The organism is Enterobacter cloacae subsp. cloacae ATCC 13047 (genome assembly GCF_000025565.1).
Classification (GTDB): Bacteria; Pseudomonadota; Gammaproteobacteria; order Enterobacterales; family Enterobacteriaceae; genus Enterobacter; species Enterobacter cloacae.
The window spans coordinates 2,113,515-2,131,084 of the sequence record NC_014121.1 but is presented as its reverse complement, the minus strand read 5'-3'; the positions used below and the strand labels follow the sequence as shown (position 1 = coordinate 2,131,084).

Below are 17,570 nucleotides of genomic sequence, written 5' to 3'. Positions count from 1 at the left end.
ACGGTTTCTAAGGGTAATCAATATGTTATGACGATGTTTTATCTGGCTGTTTGGACTTTGTAACCAGTTAATTTCGCTTTACTGGTTTGTTGTTCTATTAAGAAACTATTTAAACCAATAAAATTCCTAAAAAATGCATTTGCTAGGTTTTTATGCCAATGAATAGGGCGGCGCTACTTAAGTTGACATTTCTTTGAAAATCTTTGTGTCTGACGCGCGTGGAAATTAACGCAAAAATGTACATGCGGGTATTTTTAAATTTCACTTAAATAACAATGACTTTATTAGTTTCATTTGAAAGGCCATTTTTAAGAGTTTGTCCAGAAACCCCATGATTTTTCTTAATTGTAACACCACATTAACATTGTGGGTGTAGTTGCCTATACCACATTTTGTTATGCTGCGAATCAGTTAAGAAGTAAGCAAATTCTTAATTCATATTAGGCTAAGGTCGGCTCTCATCTCCAATGGAAATGGGTATGGGGAGCTATTACCCGAAATTCAGTACGGGGGATTAATAATATTTTTCTGATTATCTATACCTCTTTTTGGGTAAAGGGTTAAACCATTCGCAGACTCAGGGAGATATAAATGATGAGAGAGCGAAATTATAAGTGGGTTCGATTATCCGCAGTGCTGGTGTTAATTTCGGCATGCATTAATACGACCTATGCCAATAGCGGCGCGTTGGGTTTTGCCACGGTGCCGACGACAACTTTAAAAGAAAGTATTCTTTTTGCCATCGATCGCGATCCGTCGGTCAGCCAGCAGGCGGCACAATTGGGGATTGGTCAGGCGCAAATAGATGAAGCACGTAGCGGATGGATGCCGCAAATATCGCTGAACGGCAGTACGGGCCATAGCCAAACCACCGATTCCAGCGGTTCACTGAGAAATTCAGCGGCATGGGGATTAAGCCTTACGCAGCTCATTTATGACTTTGGCAAGACGAATAACAGCATCAGCCAGTCTTCAGCGCGACGCGATAGCTATCGTTATCAGCTGATGGAGACGCTCACCGCCGTGGCGGAAAAAACCGCGCTGAGCTACGTGGAGGTCAGACGTTATAGCGATCTGTTGCAGGCGGCTAAAGAGAATGTGCAGGCCCTCAAAAACGTGGAGCAGCTGGCGAAACTGCGCGCGGATGCAGGCGTAAGCTCAACCTCCGATGAGCTGCAGACCCGCACGCGAATCGCCGGTATGCAGGCGACGGTTGAGCAGTACAACGCCGCGCTCAACAGCGCCCGCGCAAGGCTCGCGGTGTTGACGGGCATGCAGGCTGAAGCCTATTCACCGGTCCCTGAGAAGCTTGCCGTAGAGCAGAATGCCGTCAACCAGATCGATTACTCGCTGATACCGGCGGTAATGGCCGCGCAGAATATGGAGCGTTCAGCCCAGTATGGGGTGGAAACCGCAAAATCTCAGCACTGGCCAACGTTAAGCCTGAAAGGAGGCCGCACGCGCTATGAGTCGGATAACCGCGCTTACTGGGATGACCAGATCCAGCTCAATATCGATGCACCGCTGTATCAGGGCGGCGCCGTTTCGGCACGCGTTCGTCAGGCTGAAGGCACCAGGGCGATGGCCTCCTCTCAGGTCGATCAGGCGCGGTTTGATGTGCTGCAAAAAGCCTCCGTCGCGCAGGCAGACTGGACCGGCGCGCGTGGAAGAATGGCCGCCGGAAGCTTACAGCTTGAAAACGCGTTACGTGCCCGCGCGGTCTACAAAAACGAATACACCCTGAGCAAGCGGAGCATTAATGATTTGCTCAGCGTAGAACAGGATGTCTGGCAGGCCACGTCTGCCAAAATAATGGCTGAATATGATGGCTGGAGCGCGGCAATTAATTACGCCTCCGCTGTTGATAATCTCATGACGCTTATTGGAGTAGAAAAAAACGCTGCCGCAAAATTACCCGATTTGAGTTGAAAAAAGCCGCGCCTTTCTGCGCGAAATAAATCTGAAAATAATGGGTGAAATTTCCCAGGGATAGCTACATCCATCTGGTGGACATATCCACAGGAATCCGAGCACCTGCAAGGAGAGAAATATGAGTAACGTAAAAGTTGTAGATGTCATCATTCGCAAGACAGCGGAGAAAACGAAATTAACCGGCGAAGGAAATCTGTCGGTCTCCATTTCCTCTCCGAGCGTGATTGAAATCCAGGGTTCTGCACAGGACGTGGTGCGTTACGTCCGCCAGGGGAAAGACCTTCTCATTTATATGAAAGATGGCAGTGTTATTCGCTGCAATAACTATTTCGTTGAAGATCCTGAAACCCATAACCAGTCTGAACTGGTATTTAACGATAATCAGGAATTAACACATATCTCTTTTGCCGATGCCGGGGAAGCGTCAGGCGCAGCCGTTACTGAATTAACCGCGCAAGCCACACCTATTAGCAGCATTGAACCTTTCCTGACCCAGGAGAGCATATTGAGCGATGCGCCATGGGGCTGGATTGCGGGGGCGGCGTTAGGCGGCGGTGCTATTGGGGCACTGCTGGCTCACGGTGGTGACGGCGAAACAAAAACAAAAATTATTGATAATACGAAAGAAGTTGAGAGCGCAACGCCAACCTTCATGCTCACCGATCTTGCGGGCGACAAGCAGGGCGTGCTGAGTGCAAATGCGATCACCGACGATAACACGCCAACCTTTAGCGGTACCGGGCAACCGGGCGCGACCATTCAGATCAAAGACAGCAGCGGCAATACGCTTGCCAGCGCGATGGTCAGTAAAGACGGCACCTGGACGGTAAAACTGCCGACCCAGACAGACGGGGAACATACCTGGTCAGTCGTGCAGATCGACGGCAGTAAAACGACCTCCGCAGGCAGCATCACCGTGACCGTTGATACTGCCGTGGCGAGCGTGACGCTGGCAACCACGGCGGGGGATAACGTCATCAACGCCAGCGAGCAGTCCGCAGGCTTTACGCTTTCTGGTGCCAGCAAGAACCTGGCGCAGGGAACAGAGCTGACCGTTACGCTGAACGGCAAATCCTATACGGCTGAGGTGGGTGCAAACGGCGTATGGAGCGTGAAGGTGCCTGCGGCGGATGCGCAGGCGCTGGGCGACGGCACCTGGACGGTGAACGTCAGTGGCAAGGATGCGGCGGGCAATACCGTGAACGGCAGTCAGACGATTGGCGTGGATACTGCGGCACCGACCATCGCGGTCGATACTGTCGCGCAGGACAATATTATCAATGCCGCTGAACACCATCAGCCGCTGACGCTAAGTGGGAAAACCACGGCGGAAGCCGGTCAGATTGTCACGGTGACAGTGAACGGTAAAAACCATACCGCCACGGTGGGCAGCGACGGTACCTGGTCCGTCACGCTGCAAGCCAGCGAGGTGCAGTCGCTGGCGAATGGCGAACACACCCTGACGGTGAACGTCAGCGATAAAGCCGGGAACGGGTCATCCACCCAGGCGCATTTCACCGTGGATACTGTCGCCCCGGTCGTGACCATCAATACCGTCGCGGGCGACGATATTCTCAACACCAGCGAGCAGGGCCAGGCGCAGATTATTTCCGGCCAGGCGACCGGAGCCGTAGCAGGTGATGTGGTCACCGTAACCGTTGGCGGCCAGAGCTTTACCGGCGTGGTGCAGGCGAATGGCAGCTGGAGCGTAGGCGTACCGGCGTCAGTCATTGGCGCGCTGGGGGAAGGTAACCACAGCATTGCGGTTTCGGTGACCGATGCGGCGGGCAATACCGGTAACGCCACCCACGGCATTACCCTGAGCGGCAACCCACCGGAATTCACCTTGAATGCCATCAGCCAGGATAACGTGCTGAACGCGCAGGAGGCGATGCAGCCGCTGAGCCTGAGCGGCACCAGCAACCTGCCAGACGGCAGCGTGGTAAACGTCACGCTGAATAACGTGAGCTATCAGGCCACCGTTAATAACGGCATCTGGTCAGTTCAGGTGCCGGTGTCTGACGTTCTGAACCTGGCAAACACCCTGTACACCGTCAGCGTGAGCGGCACCGATGCCGCCGGTAACAGCGGCTCCACCGAAGCGACGCTGCTGGTGGATACCGTACTGCCGCAGGTGATTATCAATACCTTCGCCGGTGACAACCTGGTCAACAACGCTGAAGTGGCGGTGGATCAAACCCTGAGCGGGCGCGTCACCGGTGCGGCAGCGGGCGACACGGTCTCTGTTTCAGTGGGCGGCAAGAGCTACACCGCTACGGTAGGCAGCGATCTGACCTGGAGCGTGACCATTTCGTCAGCCGATCTGAAGGCCTTTGGCGACGGATCGTTAACCTTTACCGCTTCTGTCACCAACGCCCACGGCAACACCGGCAGCGGCGAGCGTGATATTAACATCAACGCCGAGCTCCCTGGCCTGCGGGTAAATACCATTTCTGGCGATGATGTGATCAACGCCATCGAGCAGCAGCAGGATCTGACCGTGACCGGCTCCAGTACCCACCTGGCAGCGGGCACGCACGTCACCGTCACCATCAACGGCGTCGAGTATGCCGCCGTGGTCAACGCCAACGGCAGCTGGCAAATCGGCGTCCCGGCGTCCGATCTGCAGGGCTGGACGGCCGGAGATATCACCGTTCACGTCAGCGCGACAGATGCCTGGGGAAATACCGTTTCAGCTGAGCACCCCATCGAGCTGGATCTGAACGCCGTGGCGGTGACCATCGATACCGTCAGCAGCGATGACATGCTGAATGCGGCTGAAAAAGGTGCCGATCTTGTGCTGTCGGGCCAGACGCAGGGCGTAGAGGCCGGGCAGACCGTGGTGGTGAAATTCGCCGACCAGACCTTTACCGCGCAGGTGCAGCAGGATGGCTCCTGGAGCCTGACCGTGCCGGCCAGCGCCATGGAGACGCTGATTGACGGACGCGCGCAGGTCAGCGTCAGCGTGACGAACGTCAGCGGCAACAGCGCCGACGCGTCGCGCGTGGTGACCGTGGATACCTTACCGCCGTCCATTACGATCGATAACCTGACCGACGACAACATCATTAATGCGGCCGAAGCGCAGCAGGATCTGATCTTAAGCGGCAGCAGCAATGCTGAGGCGGGACAGACGGTTACCGTTACGCTGAACGGCAAGCATTATCAGACCACCGTCCAGAGTGACGGGACCTGGACGGTGAACGTACCGGCTGTGGATCTCGGCGCTCTGACCGACGGCACCGTCACGGTAACGGCAACCGTGAGTGACGTGGCAGGCAACAGCAGCAGCGCAGACCGCGTTGGGCTGGTGGATGCGACCGTCCCGCAGGTAACCATTAACGATTTTGTCACCGACACCAATACCGTTAACCAGCTCGCACATTCACAGGCGCAGATCCTGAGCGGGTCGGTCACCGGTGCGGCAGCGGGTGACCTGGTGACCATCACCCTGAATAACGTGGAGTACACCACCGTGGTGGATGCGGCGGGGAACTGGAGCCTCGGCCTGCCAGCCTCCGTTGTACAGGGTCTGACAGACGGAACCTGGACCGTTAACGTCTCGGTGACCGATCGCTCCGGTAATACCGGCAGCAGCGCAGTGGACGTAGTGGTCAACACCGTGACGCCGGAAATCGCTATCAATACCCTGGCGGCGGATGATGTGATCAATGCGACTGAGAAAGGCGAGGATCTGCTGCTTTCCGGGACCAGCAACCAGCCAGAAGGGACGACGATTGCCGTTAGCCTTAACGGCATCACCTACACCGCGACCACCGACGCCAGCGGCAACTGGAGTGTCACCGTGCCTGCCTCTGCGGTCAGCGCGCTGGGCGAGGCACATTACACCGTGACTGCCAGCGTCACCGACAGCGTGGGCAACAGCGCCTCAACCACGCACGATGTGCTGGTGGACAGCTCGCTGCCGGTTGTGACCATCAACGCGCTGGCGGGCGATAACATCGTTAACGCGGCGGAAGTGGCCGCGGGGCAGACGTTGACCGGTAAGGTTACTAATGCTGCTTCAGGTGACACTGTCACCATTATGCTCGGCGGCCAGACCTACACCACCACGGTTCAGGACGATCTCACCTGGAGCCTGCCATTAACCCAGAGCCAGTTAACCGCACTTGGCAACGGCGAACTGACCGTATCGGCCAGCGTCACCAACGTGCACGGCAATACTGGCTCTTCCTCGCTGGACTTCACCATCGACGCCCAGCTGCCGGGCCTGCGTATTGATACGGTCGCAGGCGATGACGTCATCAATATCATCGAGCACGGTCAGAACCTGATTGTGTCGGGCACAAGCACCGATCTGGCGGCAGGCAGCACCGTTACCGTCACCATTAACGGCAAGGATTATTCCGCCTCGGTAATGGCGGACGGCACCTGGCAGGCGGCCGTGCCTGCGGCAGACGTCTCCCAATGGGCTGACGGTTCACTGACCATCAGCGCCAGCGCGCAGGACACCTCCGGCAATCCGGTCACGATTGGCACCGTCGTTGATGTGGATCTCAGCCCGGTCGCCATCAGCATTAACAGCGTGACCGCTGACAACGTGCTGAACGCGGCGGAAAAAGGCGAAGACCTGGTGCTCAGCGGCACCTCGGCCAACGTTGAGGCGGGACAGACCGTGATCGTTACCCTGGGCGGGAAAACGTATACGGCGACGGTAGACGCCAACGGCGACTGGACCACCACCGTTCCGGCAGCGGATCTGAGCAGCCTGAAGGACGGCGATGCCAGCGTGCAGGTGAGCGTGACCAACGTTAACGGCAACAGCGCATCGGCGGGGCGCGAGTACAGCGTGGATACCACCGCGCCGACGGTCACCCTCAATACCATCAGCGGTGACAACATTCTGAATGCGGCAGAGGCGGTGCAGGATCTGACCCTCAGCGGTACCTCCACCGCCGAAGCGGGCCAGACGGTGACCGTGGCCTTCAATGGCAACACCTATACCGCGCAGGTGCAGGCAGACGGCAGCTGGACGCTCGACGTCCCGGCGGCCGATCTGGCGGGCATCGCCGACGGTAATGCCACGGTCACGGCATCCGTTTCTGATAAAGCCGGCAACCCGGCGAGCACCGATGCGGCCGTGCTGGTGGATACCACCGTGCCGCAGATCGTGTTTGACGTTGTGGCGGGTGATGACATCCTGAATATCGCCGAACACGGCCAGGCGCTGATCGTCTCCGGTAAGGTCACGGGTGCCCAGGCGGGAGACGTGATTACCGTCACCCTCAACGGCAAAGACTACACCGCCATGCTGGACGCCTCCGGGAACTGGAGCACCGGCATTCCGGCCACGGACGTCGGCGCGCTGGTAAGCGGCGATCAGACCCTCTCGGCAACCCTCACCGATAAAGCGGGTAACAGCACCACCGCCACGCATGATGTTACGGTCTCCCTGACCGCGCCGGTTATCGCCATCAACACCCTTGCGGGCGATGACGTGATTAACGCGATCGAAAAGGGCGAAGATCTGCTGCTCTCCGGCACCAGCAATCAGCCGGACGGCACCGCCATCACCGTAACCCTGAACGGTATCAGTTATACCGCCACCACCGACGCCAGCGGCAACTGGAGCGTGACCGTTCCGGCAGCCAACGTCTCGGCGCTGGGTGAAGCCAGCTACACCGTGACGGCGAGCGTGACCGATACGGCAGGCAACAGCGCGAACGCAAGTCATAACGTGCTGGTGGACAGCGCGCTGCCGGTTGTCAACATTAATGCGGTTGCCACCGACGACATCATCAACGCTGCGGAAGTGGCGTCTGGCCAGACGCTGAGCGGGAAAGTGAGCGGTGCCGCGAGCGGTGACACTGTCACGATTTCCATTGGCGGCAACAACTATACGACAACCGTTCAGGACGATTTAAGCTGGTCGGTGAATGTGCCGTCTGACGTGTTAACCGCCATCGGCAACGGGGACCTGACCGTGACGGCCAGCGTCACCAACGGCCACGGCAACACCGGTTATGGCGAGCGTGACATCACCATTGATGCCAACCTGCCGGGCCTGCGTGTGGACACCGTGGCGGGCGACGATGTGATTAACAGCATCGAGCACGGGCAGAACCTGATTATCACCGGTACCAGCGAGGGGCTGAGCGCTGGCTCGGCGTTGACGGTCACCGTCAACGGTAAAACCTACGCGGCCACGGTGCTGGCAGACGGCACCTGGACGGCAGCGATCCCTGCCGCAGATGTCAGCGCGCTGAATACGGGCACGGTCACCGTGACCGTTGACGGCCAGAGCAGCGCCGGTAACCCGGTGACTATCAGCCATGACGTGACCGTGGATCTGGCGACAGTGGCTATCAGCATTGACGCCATCGCCACCGATGACGTGATCAATGCGGCAGAAAAAGGGGCGGATCTGGTGCTCTCCGGCTCCACCACTAACGTGGAAGAAAACCAGACGGTTTACATCACCTTCGGCGGTAAGTCTTACACCGCTACCGTAGATGCCAGCGGCAACTGGACCGCCACCGTTCCATCGGCTGATTTGGGTAGCCTGAAAGATGGCGACGCCAGCGTGCAGGTGAGCGTCACCAACGTCAATGGCAACAGCGCGTCGGCAGGCCGCGAATACAGCGTGGACGCTACCGCGCCGACGGTTTCTATTGAGATTGTCAGCGATAACAACATCATCAACGCGCTTGAAGCGCAGCAGGATCTGGACATCAACGGCGTGACCAACGCTGAAGCGGGCCAGACCGTCACCGTGACCCTGAACGGCGTGGATTACACCACCACCGTACAGGCCAACGGCAGTTGGAGCGTCACCGTGCCGTCTGCGGACCTGAGCAGCATGGTGGACGGCAACTACACCATCAGTGCCGCCGTCTCCGATAAAGCGGGCAACCCGGCCTCTGCGGATCGCGACGTGCTGGTGGATATCACGGTTCCGCAGTTGACCATTAACACCGTGTCCGACGACGACGTGATCAACAGCGCCGAGCATGCGCAGGCCCTGATGGTGACCGGTTCCGTGACCGGCGCCGAAGCGGGCGATGTGGTTACCGTCACCATTAACAACAAATCGTATACCGCCACCGTGGATGCCTCAGGCAACTGGAGCGTGGGGGTACCTGCGGCGGACGTCAGTGCGCTGACCGCGGGCGATTACACCATCACCGCCGCGTTGACCGATAAAGCCGGTAACAGCAATAGCGCGACCCATGACGTGGAAGTGAACCTGACCGCCCCGGTGCTGACCATCGATACCGTGTCCGGTGATGATGTGATCAACAGCACCGAGAAAACGCAGGATCTGACCATTACCGGTACGGCCACCGGCCTGACGGCAGGTGCGGTTGTTACCGTGATGCTCAACGGCAAAGCGTATAGCGCGACGGTGGATGATAACGGTCTCTGGAGCACCACCGTTCCGGCGAGCGAGGTGGGGCAACTGGGTGAAGCGCTTTACAGCGTCACCGCGTCAGCCACGGACAGCGTTGGCAACAGTGCCAGTACCTCGCACACTGTGAACGTGGAATCCGTTCTGCCGGGGGTGATCATCAATACCGTCGCGGGTGACGACGTCATTAACGCGGCAGAGCTGGCAACCGGGCAGACCATCAGCGGTAACGTGGTGAATGCCGAAGCGGGCAATACCGTGACCGTGACGTTGGGAGGCAACACTTACACGGCCACGGTGCAGAGCGATCTCACCTGGTCTGTCAACGTGCCGGAATCGGATCTGACGGCGCTGGGCAACGGCGAACTGACGGTGAGCGCCAGCGTGACCAACAATGTGGGCAACAGCGGCTCCGCTGAGCGCGATATTGCTATCGACGCCAATCTGCCGGGCCTGCGTGTGGACACCGTGGCGGGCGATGATGTGATCAACACCATCGAGCACGGGCAGAACCTGATTATCACCGGCTCCAGCGACGGTCTGACGCCGGGTAAGGGATTAACCGTCACCGTGAACGGCAAAACCTACCCGGCGACGGTGCTGGCCGACGGCTCCTGGAGCGCAGCGGTTCCGGCGGCGGACGTCGGGGCGCTGGCTGCAGGCACGGTCACCGTGACCGTTGAAGGTCAGAGCAGCGCGGGTAACCCGGTCTCCATCAGCCACGATGTCACGGTGGATCTGGCAAGCGTCGCCATCAGCATTGACGCTATCGCCACCGACGACGTGATTAATGCGGCCGAGAAGGGCGCGGATCTGGTGCTCTCCGGCAGCACCTCGAACGTGGAAGCGAACCAGACCGTCACGATTGCCTTCGGCGGCAAGAGCTACACTGCCACCGTGGGGACAGACGGTAAATGGACCGCCACCGTGCCAGCGGCGGATCTTGCCGGTCTGAAAGACGGCGACGCCAGCGTGCAGGTGAGCATTACCAACGTCAATGGCAACAGCGCGTCCGCAGGACGCGAGTACAGCGTGGACGCCACCGCGCCGTCCGTGACCATCAACACCCTTGCAACGGACGACATTCTTAATGCGGCAGAAGCACAGTCTGACCTGATCGTCTCCGGCACCAGTACCGCAGAAGCGGGCCAGACGGTGACCGTGAGCCTGAACGGCAAGGACTACACCGCAACGGTCGGTTCAGACGGTCACTGGACGCTGAACGTCCCGGCAGCGGATCTGGCGGCGCTCAGCGACGGCAGCGTGACCGTCACCGCATCGGTCAGCGACAAGGCGGGTAACCCGGCGTCGGTTGATCATAATCTGACGGTGGACATGACCGTGCCTGAGGTGACCATCAGCACCATCGCGGGCGATGACGTCATTAACATCGCAGAACACGGACAGGCACAAATCATCAGCGGCATTGCCACCGGCGCGGCGGCGGGTGATAAGGTCACCGTAACGATTGGCGGCCAGAGCTACACCACCGTGCTGGACGCGGCGGGCAACTGGAGCGTGGGGGTACCGGCCAGCGTCATTTCCGGCCTCAGCGACGGCAGCGTGACCGTGACTGCGTCAGTCACTGACGCGGCGGGCAATACCGGCACCGGCACCCATAGTGTGACCGTCGATACCGGTCTGCCTTCGGTTAATTTCAACACTATCAGCGATGACAACGTCCTGAACGCGGTGGAGAAAGGCCAGGATCTGAACGTCAGCGGCACCAGTGCCAACCTGGCGGAAGGCACCGTGGTGACCGTTTCCCTGAATGGTAAAAACTACACGGCCACCACGGCGGCGGACGGTACCTGGAGCCTGACGGTTCCGGCCGCCGATCTGGCGGGGCTGGGCGAAGCCAACTACATCCTGAATGCGACCGCCACCAACGGCGTGGGCAACAGCGTGAGCAACAGTGCGAACCTGCTGGTCGACACTGCGCTGCCAACCGTCACCGTTAACACCGTGGCGGGCGACAACGTGATTAACGCGGCGGAAGTGGCGGCGGGCCAGACCATCAGCGGCAGCGTGGCGAATGCCGAAGCGGGCAATACCGTAACGGTGACGATTGGTGGCAATAGCTACACCGCGACGGTGCAGAGCGATCTGAGCTGGTCCGTAAGCGTGCCGTCCGACGTTCTGACCGCGCTCGGCAACGGCAGTCTGAGCGTGAGCGCGACCGTCACCAACGGCCACGGCAACACCGGTACGGGCGAACGTGACATCACCATCGACGCCAACCTGCCGGGCCTGCGTATGGACACCGTGGCGGGCGACGATGTGATCAACACCATTGAGCACAACCAGAACCTGATTATCACCGGCTCCAGCGACGGGCTGACCCCAGGCACCGCACTGACCGTGACCGTCAACGGGAAAGACTATTCCGCAACGGTGCTGGCGGACGGCACCTGGAGCGCGGCGGTCCCGGCGGCGGACGTGAGCACGTGGCCGGAAGGCACCGTGAAGATCAGCGTCACCGGCGACAGCACGGCGGGTAACCCAATTACCATCAGCCATGATGTCACCGTGGATCTGGCAACGGTGGCCATCAGCATCAATGCCATTGCCTCCGACGACGTGATTAACGCGGCGGAGAAGGGCCTGGATCTGGTGCTCTCTGGCGCCACCACCAACGTGGAAGCCGGGCAGACCGTCACCCTGAGCATGGGCGGTAAAATCTATACTGCGCAGGTCGATGCCGATGGCAACTGGACCGCCACCGTGCCAGCGGCGGATTTTGCCGGTCTGAAAGACGGCGACGCCAGCGTGCAGGTGAGCGTTACCAACGTCAATGGCAACAGCGCGTCCGCAGGACGCGAGTACAGCGTGGACGCCACCGTGCCATCCGTGACCATCAACACCCTCGCGACGGACGACATCCTCAACGCCGCAGAAGCACAGTCTGACCTGACCGTCTCCGGCACCAGCACCGCGGAAGCGGGCCAGACGGTGACCGTGAGCCTGAACGGCAAGGACTAAACCGCAACGGTCGGTTCAGACGGTAACTGGACGCTGAACGTCCCGGCAGCGGATCTGGCGGCGCTCAGCGACGGCAGCGTGACCGTCACCGCATCGGTCAGCGACAAGGCGGGTAACCCGGCATCGGTTGATCATAATCTGACGGTGGACATGACCGTGCCTGAGGTGACCATCAGCACCATCGCGGGCGATGACGTCATTAACATCGCAGAACACGGCCAGGCACAAATCATCAGCGGCATTGCCACCGGCGCGGCGGCGGGTGATAAGGTCACCGTGACGATTGGCGGCCAGAGCTACACCACCGTGCTGGACGCGGCGGGCAACTGGAGCGTGGGCGTACCGGCCAGCGTCATTTCCGGCCTCAGCGAAGGCAGCGTGACCGTGACTGCGTCAGTCACTGACGCGGCGGGCAATACCGGCACCGGCACCCATAGCGTGACCGTCGATACCGGTCTGCCTTCGGTTAATTTCAACACTATCAGCGATGACAACATCCTGAACGCGGTGGAGAAAGGCCAGGATCTGAACGTCAGCGGCACCAGCGCCAACCTGGCAGAAGGCACCGTGGTGACCGTGACCCTGAACGGTAAAAACTACACGGCCACCACGGCGGCAGACGGTACCTGGAGCCTGACGGTTCCGGCCGCCGACCTGGCGGGGCTGGGACAGGCGAACTACACCCTGAACGCGACCGCCACCAACGGCGTGGGCAACAGCGTGAGCAATACGGCGAACCTGCTGGTCGACACCGCACTGCCGACCGTCACCATTAATACCGTGGCGGGCGACAACGTGATTAACGCAGCAGAAGTGGCGGCAGGCCAGACCATCAGCGGCAGCGTGGCGAATGCCGAAGCGGGCAACACCGTAACCGTGACGATTGGCGGCAACAGCTACACCGCGACGGTGCAGAGCGATCTGAGCTGGTCCGTGAGCGTTCCGGAGTCGGTCCTGACCGCGCTGGGCAACGGCGATTTAACGGTATCAGCGACCGTCACCAACGGCCACGGCAACACCGGTACGGGCGAACGCGATATCACCATCGACGCCAACCTGCCGGGTCTGCGTGTGGACACCGTGGCGGGCGACGATGTGATCAATAGCATCGAACATGGTCAGAACCTGATTGTCACCGGCTCCAGCGACGGGCTGGCGGCGGGCACAACGCTCACCGTGACCCTGAATGGCAAAACCTATGCGGCTTCCGTGCTGGCAGATGGTACGTGGAGCGCGGCGATCCCGGCCGCAGACGTCGGGGCGCTGGCTGCTGGTACGGTCACCGTCACCGTTGCAGGCCAGAGCGCAGCAGGCAACCCGGTGACCATCAGCCATGACGTCACGGTCGATCTGACCGCGGTCGCCATCAGCATTGACACCATCGCCGCTGACGACGTGATTAACGCGGCGGAGAAAGGTGCGGATCTGGTGCTCTCCGGTAGCACCAGCAACGTGGAAGAAAACCAGACCGTTACCGTCACCTTTGGCGGCAAGTCTTATACCGCCACCGTCGATGCCGACGGCAACTGGACCGCCACCGTGCCGTCCGCGGATCTCGCGGGCCTGAAAGACGGCGATGCCAGCGTGCAGGTGAGCGTCACCAACGCGCACGGCAACAGCGCGTCCGCAGGGCGTGAGTACAGCGTGGATGCCACCGCGCCAGGCGTCACCATTGATACGGTTGCAGGCGATAACGTTATTAACGGCAGCGAAGCATCCGCTGGTGTGACTGTCTCCGGCACGACCACGGCAGAAACCGGGCAGACGGTTACCGTGACGCTGGGCGGCAACAGCTATACCGCCCAGGTACAACCGGATGGCACCTGGAGCGTCAACGTACCTTCCGCCGATCTGTCCGCACTGGCTGATAATGGCTATACGGTGCAGGTGAGCGTCAGCGATACGGCGGGTAACCCGGGCAGCGCGAACAAAGCGATTACGCTGGATACCACACCGCCGACCGTCAGCTTTAACGTGGTGGCGGGCGATGATGTCATCAACAGCGTGGAACATGCGCAGGCGCAGATCGTCAGCGGCACGTCCACCGGCGCGAACGTAGGCGATAAGGTCGTCATCACCTTGGGTTCAAACCAGTACACTACCACCGTTGATGCCAGCGGTAACTGGAGCGTGGGCGTACCGGCGAGCGTGATTTCTGCGCTCAATGACGGCACCGTGACCCTCAGCGCAACCATCACCGACAGCGCGGGCAACAGCAGCACCCAGACCCACGACGTGGTGGTTAACACCGCCTCCGTGGCGCTGACGGTTAATACCCTCAGTGGCGATGACGTAATCAACGCAGCAGAAGCGGCTACGTCTCTGGTGATTAACGGCTCCAGTGCCCAGTTTGCCAGCGGCACGGTGGTGACCGTGACCCTGAACGGCAAGAGCTATACGGCCACCATTCAGAGCGACGGCAGCTGGAGCACCACCGTACCGGCAGCCGATGTGGGTGCGCTGGCCGATGGCGCGAACTATCAGGTAGCGGTTTCGGCGCAGGACAGCGCGGGCAACAGCGCTTCGGCAACGCACAGCATCAGCGTGGATACCACTGCGCCGGTGGTGAGCATTGCAACGCTGTCGGGCGATGACGTGCTGAACGCAGCGGAAGCGCAGCAGCCGCTGACCGTGCACGGCTCCTCCAGTGCAGAGGCGGGCCAGACCGTCACCGTGACCCTGGGCGGCAAAACCTACACTGCCACCGTGGCAGATGACGGCACCTGGACGCTGGATGTTCCGGCCACTGACCTGGCTGCACTCAGCCAGGGCGCGCTGACGGTGACCGCGTCGGTCAATGACAACGCCGGTAATAACGGCCAGACCACGCACACCTTAACGGTGGACACCGTTGCGCCGACCGTCACCATCAGCACCGTGGCCGATGACGATATTGTCAACAACGCCGAGCAGCTGGCCGGCCAGACCATCCGCGGCACCACTACGGCGGAACAGGGCCAGACAGTGACCGTCTCCTTTAACGGCCACAGCTATCAGGCAACCGTCGCGGCAGACGGTACGTGGTCGGTCTTCGTACCGGGCCGAGATTTCCTTGGCCTGAGCGACGGGGATTACACCCTTACCGCCTCGGTGAGCGATAAGGCGGGCAACCCGGGCAGCGCCACGCACGACGTGACGCTGAACGGCGAGGTACCGACGATCGTTATTAACACCTTTGCCCAGGACGACATCGTCAGCGCCGCCGAACACGGTACGCCGCTGGTGATCAGCGGTACTACCGACGCGCCAGCGGGCCAGACGGTGACGGTGACCCTGAACGGCAAGTCCTATACGACGACCGTGCAGAATGACGGCAGCTGGAGCTATACGCTCGGCAGCGCAGATGTTTCCGCGCTGGCAGACGGCGGCGCGTATGTCATTAACGCGCAGGTGAGCAACACCATCGGCAACAGCGCCAGCGACAACCACACCGTTACCGTGGATCTGACTGCGCCGTCGATGGGGATCAGCATTGATTCCCTGCAAAACGACACCGGTCTGAGCGCGAGTGATTTCATCACCAACGACAGCCAGATTATCATCAACGGTTCCCTGACCGCGCAGCTCGGCAACAACGAGAAGGCGCAGATCAGCCTGGACGGCGGGGCCACGTGGAGTGATCTGAGCGTCACTGGCACGACCTGGCGCTACACCGATAGCCGCACTCTGACGGACGATACGTACCAGTACCAGGTGCGGGTGATCGATAACGCGGGCAACGTGGGGGCAACGGACAGCCAGGACGTGGTGATTGATCTGACCGCGCCTGTGGCAACGAGCATTACGGTTGACTCCATCTCCCAGGATACCGGTCTGTCCGACAGCGACTTTATTACCAGCGACACGCAGATCAGCCTGAAAGGGACGCTGGGGGCGGCGCTGGGCAGCGGTGACCACGTCCAGATCAGCCTCGACGGCGGCCAGAACTGGACCGATGTTAGCGTCAGCGGTTTGAACTGGACCTATGTGGATGGCCGTACGCTGGCCGACGGGGATTACAACTACCAGCTGCGCGTCATTGATGATGCGGGGAATATCAGCGCTACCGTAAGCCAGGTAGTGACCATCGATACCGTTGTGCCGGACGCCAGCAAAACGATCGCCATCGACAGCATCAGTGATGACACCGGCCTGAGCAGCAGCGACTTTATCACCAGCGATACCTCGCTGACGCTGCACGGCTCGCTCGGCGCGACGCTGGCCGACGGGGAATATGCCCAGATCAGTATCGACGGCGGCGTGACATGGCAGAACGTGATTGTCACTGGCAACAACTGGTACTACGTGGATGGCCGCACGCTGGCTAACCAGACCTACGACTACTACGTTCGCGTGGTGGATGCCGCAGGTAACGTGGGTGCCAGCGCCCATCAGCAGGTCACCGTTGACACGGTGGCCCCGGATGCGGCGATTACGGTGAGCGTGGATAACATCACTGTGGATACCGGCTTCGACAATAACGACTTCCTGACCAGCTCGACATCCTACACCCTGCACGGCACGCTCGGTGCTGAACTGGGAGCGGGTGAGTACGTTCAGGTGAGCATGGATGGCGGCACCACCTGGGTCTACGCCACCGTGAGCGGCACGCAGTGGAGCTATAACGACACGCGCACGCTGACCGACGATAGCTACAGTTACCAGGTACGTGTTGTCGACCAGGCGGGGAACGTCGGGGCTACCACGTCGCAGGTGGTAACGGTGGATACGCAGGCGCCGCAGTACGGCGTCACTATCGACAGCATCAGCGACGATACCGGACAGTCCGGCAGTGATTTCATCACCATGGACACCACGCTGACCATTAACGGTTCGCTCGGTAGCGCGCTGGCAGACGACGAGCGCGTGCAGATCAGCCTCGACGGCGGGAATACGTGGGTTGACACCACGGTCACCAACCAGCGCTGGAGCTACACCGATACCCGCGATCTGGATGACGGGGATTACACCTACCAGGTGCGGATTATCGACCAGGCGGGTAACGTTGGCTCCACCGCGTCGCAGGTGGTGACGGTCGATACTACGCCGCCAACCACCGTGGGTACCGTGGTGAGCTACACCGACGGTGAAGGCGAGCGTCAGGGCACTTACGGTACGTCGGTGGCGACGGATGATACCTCACCGCTGATCAACGGCACGCTGAACCGCGCCCCGGACGACGGCGAAATTGTGCAGCTCTATCGCGACGGCATTCTGCTTGGTCAGGTAACCATGAACGGCAGCGCCAGCTGGTCCTTCCAGGACAACGGCCTGAGCGATGGCAACCACACCTACATTGTGCGCGTCA

At 60.2% G+C, this 17,570-nt stretch carries 1 protein-coding gene and 1 pseudogene; both read left to right on the top strand.

Going from position 1 to position 17,570, the window contains the following annotated elements; genetic code table 11:
* Window positions 1-591 precede the first annotated feature (591 nt).
* A complete protein-coding gene (locus ECL_RS10220) occupies window positions 592-1,929 on the top strand; it encodes a TolC family outer membrane protein (protein ID WP_013096692.1) in 1,338 nt (445 codons plus the stop codon).
* A 121-nt stretch (window positions 1,930-2,050) separates the two neighbouring features.
* Window positions 2,051-17,569: pseudogene (locus tag ECL_RS10215) on the top strand (Ig-like domain-containing protein); the annotation flags it as partial.
* Window position 17,570: the final 1 nt, after the last annotated feature.